This window comes from Campylobacter concisus (genome assembly GCF_003048555.1).
GTDB classification, from domain to species: Bacteria; Campylobacterota; Campylobacteria; order Campylobacterales; family Campylobacteraceae; genus Campylobacter_A; species Campylobacter_A concisus_AO.
Genome location: NZ_PIRR01000075.1, coordinates 1 through 4,078 on the forward strand (window position 1 = coordinate 1; position 4,078 = coordinate 4,078).

Genomic DNA, 4,078 nt, shown 5'->3' on the forward strand with positions numbered 1-4,078 from the left:
CTTAAATAATATATTTAATTAATTTATTTAATTTAAACTATTATTCTAATAACTACCGGTAATAGATAATTTACTATTGATTCTAAGGCTCTATGCCAATCAAAACAAGCGGAACCGCTGGTGTATTTCTACCTTGCCTATAAACATTATAAACCTGACCCTCATAGTAAGCTATACCACTTGACATTTCAGTGCACATTGCTTTTGTTGGAATTATTTCTATGCCTACGTCAATTTTATTTGCTATATAAAAAGCCATATGTTTTACAAACAAATCATAGGCAACAAAGGCATATTTTCCAAACTGGACTTCAATAGCAATCCTATCCTTTAAAAAATCCGTCTGATTGTACGACTCATAAGCTATTTTACCCCTTTCTTTAATTATAGATTCTTGCTGCTCTGGCGGAAGCGACATTGTTTCATATGCTAAATCTTGATCAGGAGTTAAATAGTATGTTTGTCTACTTTCTTTCCATCCAAGATTATTAAAATTTGCTTTAAAAGCTTTATTGATTTCGGATGGATTATAAAGAAAATTATTCTGTCTGCCTTTTTCTTTGGAAATTTTTGTTTTATAGTTGTTTGCATTTAATTTTTTTATAACTTGTTTAATTTCTTTCCATCTATCTTTATGGTGTACTTGTAAAAATTCTAATCCATTTAAATGAGAATGTGTGTATTTTATTTTCATTGATATGCTCCTTGTCCTCTCCATTCTTGTGGAATTTTTGCTATACTATCGTTCTTTGGAACATAAATTTGCTGTCCCGCCTCTCGCAGTTTTAAATTTCCATTTTTCAACTTTTCTAGCCTTTGCTCTGCTATTTTGCAATATTCCTTTTCTTTATCTACACTAATGCCTATTCGATTGTTTTTAACTGCGCTAATCAAAGTAGAGCCAACACCACCAAACGGGTCAAGGACAACATCTCCTTCATTACTTAAAGCCAAAATCAGCCTATCTACAAGTTCGACTGGAAATTGGCAAGGATGAAGTGTTTTTTCTACATGATTACTTTTAACATTTACTATGTCCCAAATTTCTTTATCCCAATCGTTAATAACAATATCCCAGATATCTGACGGATTTTTACCTTTAGGGTTGCCAGATAATTGGCCTTTTTTGTCGCCTTTAAAATGCCTTTTACCTGGGTATTTTGCTGCTACTCGCACATTATCTAAATTAAACGTATACTTATCACTTTTTGAAAACCACAGTATAGTTTCATATCTACCACTAAATCTCAAACTTGCATGAAGCCCATGCCCAAAACGCCATATTATCCTATTGCGAAGCTTGAGCCCTAACTCTTTAAAAATTTCATAGTAATAAAAATCAAGAGGAAACACTTCTTTGTTTGACACAAAATTTCCAACTTCCCAAGCAATACTACCATCATTTCTTAACACCCTAACAAGCTCGGAAATAATTTCTTTTTGAATATTTAAGTATTTTTCAATACTTACTTTTGTTTCATACTCTTTTCCAATATTGTATGGTGGGGAAGTAATAATTAAATTTATACTTTCACTCTTTAGAGTTTTTAAGAACTTATATACATCTTTATTTATTATAGAAGTAACCATTTTACTGACACCCCTCACACTCGATCGAGCGGTCAGCTACATCGTTTAGCTTTTCGCTATCTGGTGACTCAGAGCGTAGATAGTAGGTTGATTTTAGTCCGAGCTCCCATGCAAGCGTGTAAATTTCACTTAGATATCCGCCGCTTGCTTTGTCTAAGCTCATGAAAATATTTAGACTTTGACCTTGATCGATCCATTTTTGGCGGATCGCACCTGCTTTTATTAAAATTCTCTGGTCAAGCTCGTAAGCTGGCGTGTAAAACTGCCAAGTATCAGGGCTGAGATTTGGCACGACATTTGGGATCATGCCGCTTAGATTGTGCTCAAACCACTTACGCTTATAGACTGGCTCGATAGTCTGAGTGGTGCCAACGAGGATCGAGATCGAGCTAGTTGGAGCGATCGCCATTAGGTAGCCGTTTCTCATACCATCACGCTTAACCTTTTCTCTTAGCTTGTCCCAATCGCAGATATTTTCGTCAAATAGCCCACCTTTGTCGTTTAAAAGCGCTTTTGCGTTCTCGTTCGCGGTGTCTATCGGCATGATGCCTTTGCTCCATTTTGAGCCTTCAAATTTTGGATAGACGCCCTTTTCTACGGCTAAATTTGAGCTAGCGTAGATCGCGTTGTAGCTTATGTTTTCCATTATGCTGTCTATCAGCGCCAAATGCTCATAGCTGCCCCATTTTACGTTTTTCTCGGCTAGCATTTGCGCCTCACCCATGACACCAAGGCCGATCGAGCGAGAAGCTAGGTTTGTGTGCTTTACCTTTTTGTGTGGGTAAAAATTGAGATCTATAACATTATCAAGCATCCTAATAGCTATCGGCACAACACGCTCTATGTCCTCTTTGCTGTTTATCTTACTTAAATTTATACTTGCAAGGTTGCAAACCGCCGTTTTACCCTCAATGCTCTCTTTTTCTACGATGAAAATTTGCTTGCCTTTTAGGCTATCAAGCGCACTAAGTTTTTTGGCTTTTTTAGTTATGCCACTATCGACAGTGACGTCTTCTTCTTCGTCAAATAGCTCCTCGCTGCCATCTTCATAAGTGATCTTGATCTTATAGTAGTTTGGTGCTGTATTTTGGAAAATTTCGGTGCATAAATTTGAGCTTCTGATGATGCCCTCGTGGTCATTTGGATTTGTTTTGTTGGCATTGTCTTTAAAGCATAAAAATGGCATGCCAGTTTCAAAATAGCTAGTTAAAATTTTCTTCCAAAGCTCTTTTGCAAGGATGGTATTTTTCTGGATATTTTCGTCGTTTTCATACTCTAAATATCTCTTCTCAAACTCCTCACCATAAAGGTCGCAAAGGTCGCTTACTTGAGCTGGGTCAAAGAGACTCCATCGGCCATTTTCTTTGACACGCTTCATAAATAGATCGTTTATCCAAAGCGCAGGGAAAAGCTCGTGTGCACGGCGTCTCTCTTCGCCTGAATTTTTACGAAGATCGAGAAAATCGCTCACGTCCATGTGCCAAGGCTCGATATAAACAGCAATCGCACCCTTTCTAGTACCTAGCTGATCGACCGCTACTGCGATGTCATTTGTTACTTTTAAAAATGGTATGATACCGCCAGCTGCGTTTTTGTGTCCATCGATACTACCGCCCATTGCGCGCACCTTGCTCCAGTCCCAGCCGATACCGCCACCGAATTTTGAAAGTAATGCCATCTCTTTGTAGCTATCAAAAATGCCCTCGATATTATCAGGCGTGCTGCCTACGTAACAGCTGCTTAGCTGGTGGCGTGTAGTCCTTGCGTTTGAGAGCGTTGGCGTGGCTAGCATCACTTCAAATTTAGAGATGAGGTCGTAAAATTTCTTTGCCCAGCCTTGGCTATCTAGCTCGTTTTGCGCAAGAAACATCGCTATCGCCATAAACATGTGCTGTGGCAGCTCGATAGGCATGCCATTCTTATCTTTGATGAGATAGCGATCATAAAGCGTCTTGATACCAAGGTATGCAAACTGAAGGTCGCGCTCAGGCTTAATGTAGGCGTTTAGATCCTCTAAGTCGTACTTCTCTTTTAGCCCAGGGATAATGCGGCCTACCTTTTCGCCTTTTGCTAGGTAGTCTTTTAGGTGATTGTAGCCGTTGAAGCCAGATACTTTGTGATAAAGGTCGTATAAAAATAGCCTTGCGGCAACAAATGTCCAGTTTGGGCGGTCGATATCGATCTTATCAACTGCTGTTTTTATAAGAGTCTGCTGAATTTCCTCAGTCGTGATCATGTCCCTAAACTGGATTTTCGCATCTACCTCAAGCTCGCTAAGGCTTACATTGCTCAGTCCAAGAACTGCTTCATTTGTATATTTTTTGATCTTACTTATATCAAGCTCTTCTGTTCTGCCATTACGTTTTATAACTTTCAAAAATATCTCTCCATGTTAAATTTTAATTTGGGATTTTATCCAAAAGGAGATAAAAACTCTCTTTGTTAAAAAAGTGCTTTTAAATATAAAATTTGACTCAAAAAATAATAT

The 4,078-nt window shown here is 38.2% G+C and carries 3 protein-coding genes; all 3 read right to left on the reverse strand.

From position 1 onward, the window contains the following. Positions 1 to 82: 82 nt before the first annotated feature. Genes CVS92_RS08825 through CVS92_RS08835 form a run of 3 tightly spaced genes read right to left on the reverse strand, consistent with a single transcriptional unit; the run spans position 83 to position 3,967 of the window. A complete protein-coding gene (locus tag CVS92_RS08825; RefSeq protein WP_107789205.1) occupies positions 83 to 694 on the reverse strand; it encodes a BglII/BstYI family type II restriction endonuclease in 612 nt (203 codons plus the stop codon). After that, entirely contained in the window at positions 691 to 1,590 is a 900-nt protein-coding gene (locus tag CVS92_RS08830) for a DNA-methyltransferase (protein ID WP_107789206.1), read from the reverse strand. The genes CVS92_RS08825 and CVS92_RS08830 overlap by 4 nt, the downstream gene beginning before the upstream one ends. Before the next feature lies 1 nt (position 1,591). Beyond that, the gene (locus CVS92_RS08835) at positions 1,592 to 3,967 is read right to left on the reverse strand and encodes a ribonucleoside-diphosphate reductase subunit alpha (RefSeq protein ID WP_107789207.1); all 2,376 of its coding nucleotides are present in this window, start codon (positions 3,965 to 3,967) and stop codon (positions 1,592 to 1,594) included. Positions 3,968 to 4,078 lie beyond the last annotated feature (111 nt).

Bases quoted from the DNA above. Each gene is read 5' to 3' on its own strand.
- CVS92_RS08825 (WP_107789205.1), bottom strand. From the start codon at position 694: ATGAAAATAAAATACACACATTCTCATTTAAATGGATTAGAATTTTTA.
- CVS92_RS08830 (WP_107789206.1), bottom strand. From the start codon at position 1,590: ATGGTTACTTCTATAATAAATAAAGATGTATATAAGTTCTTAAAAACT.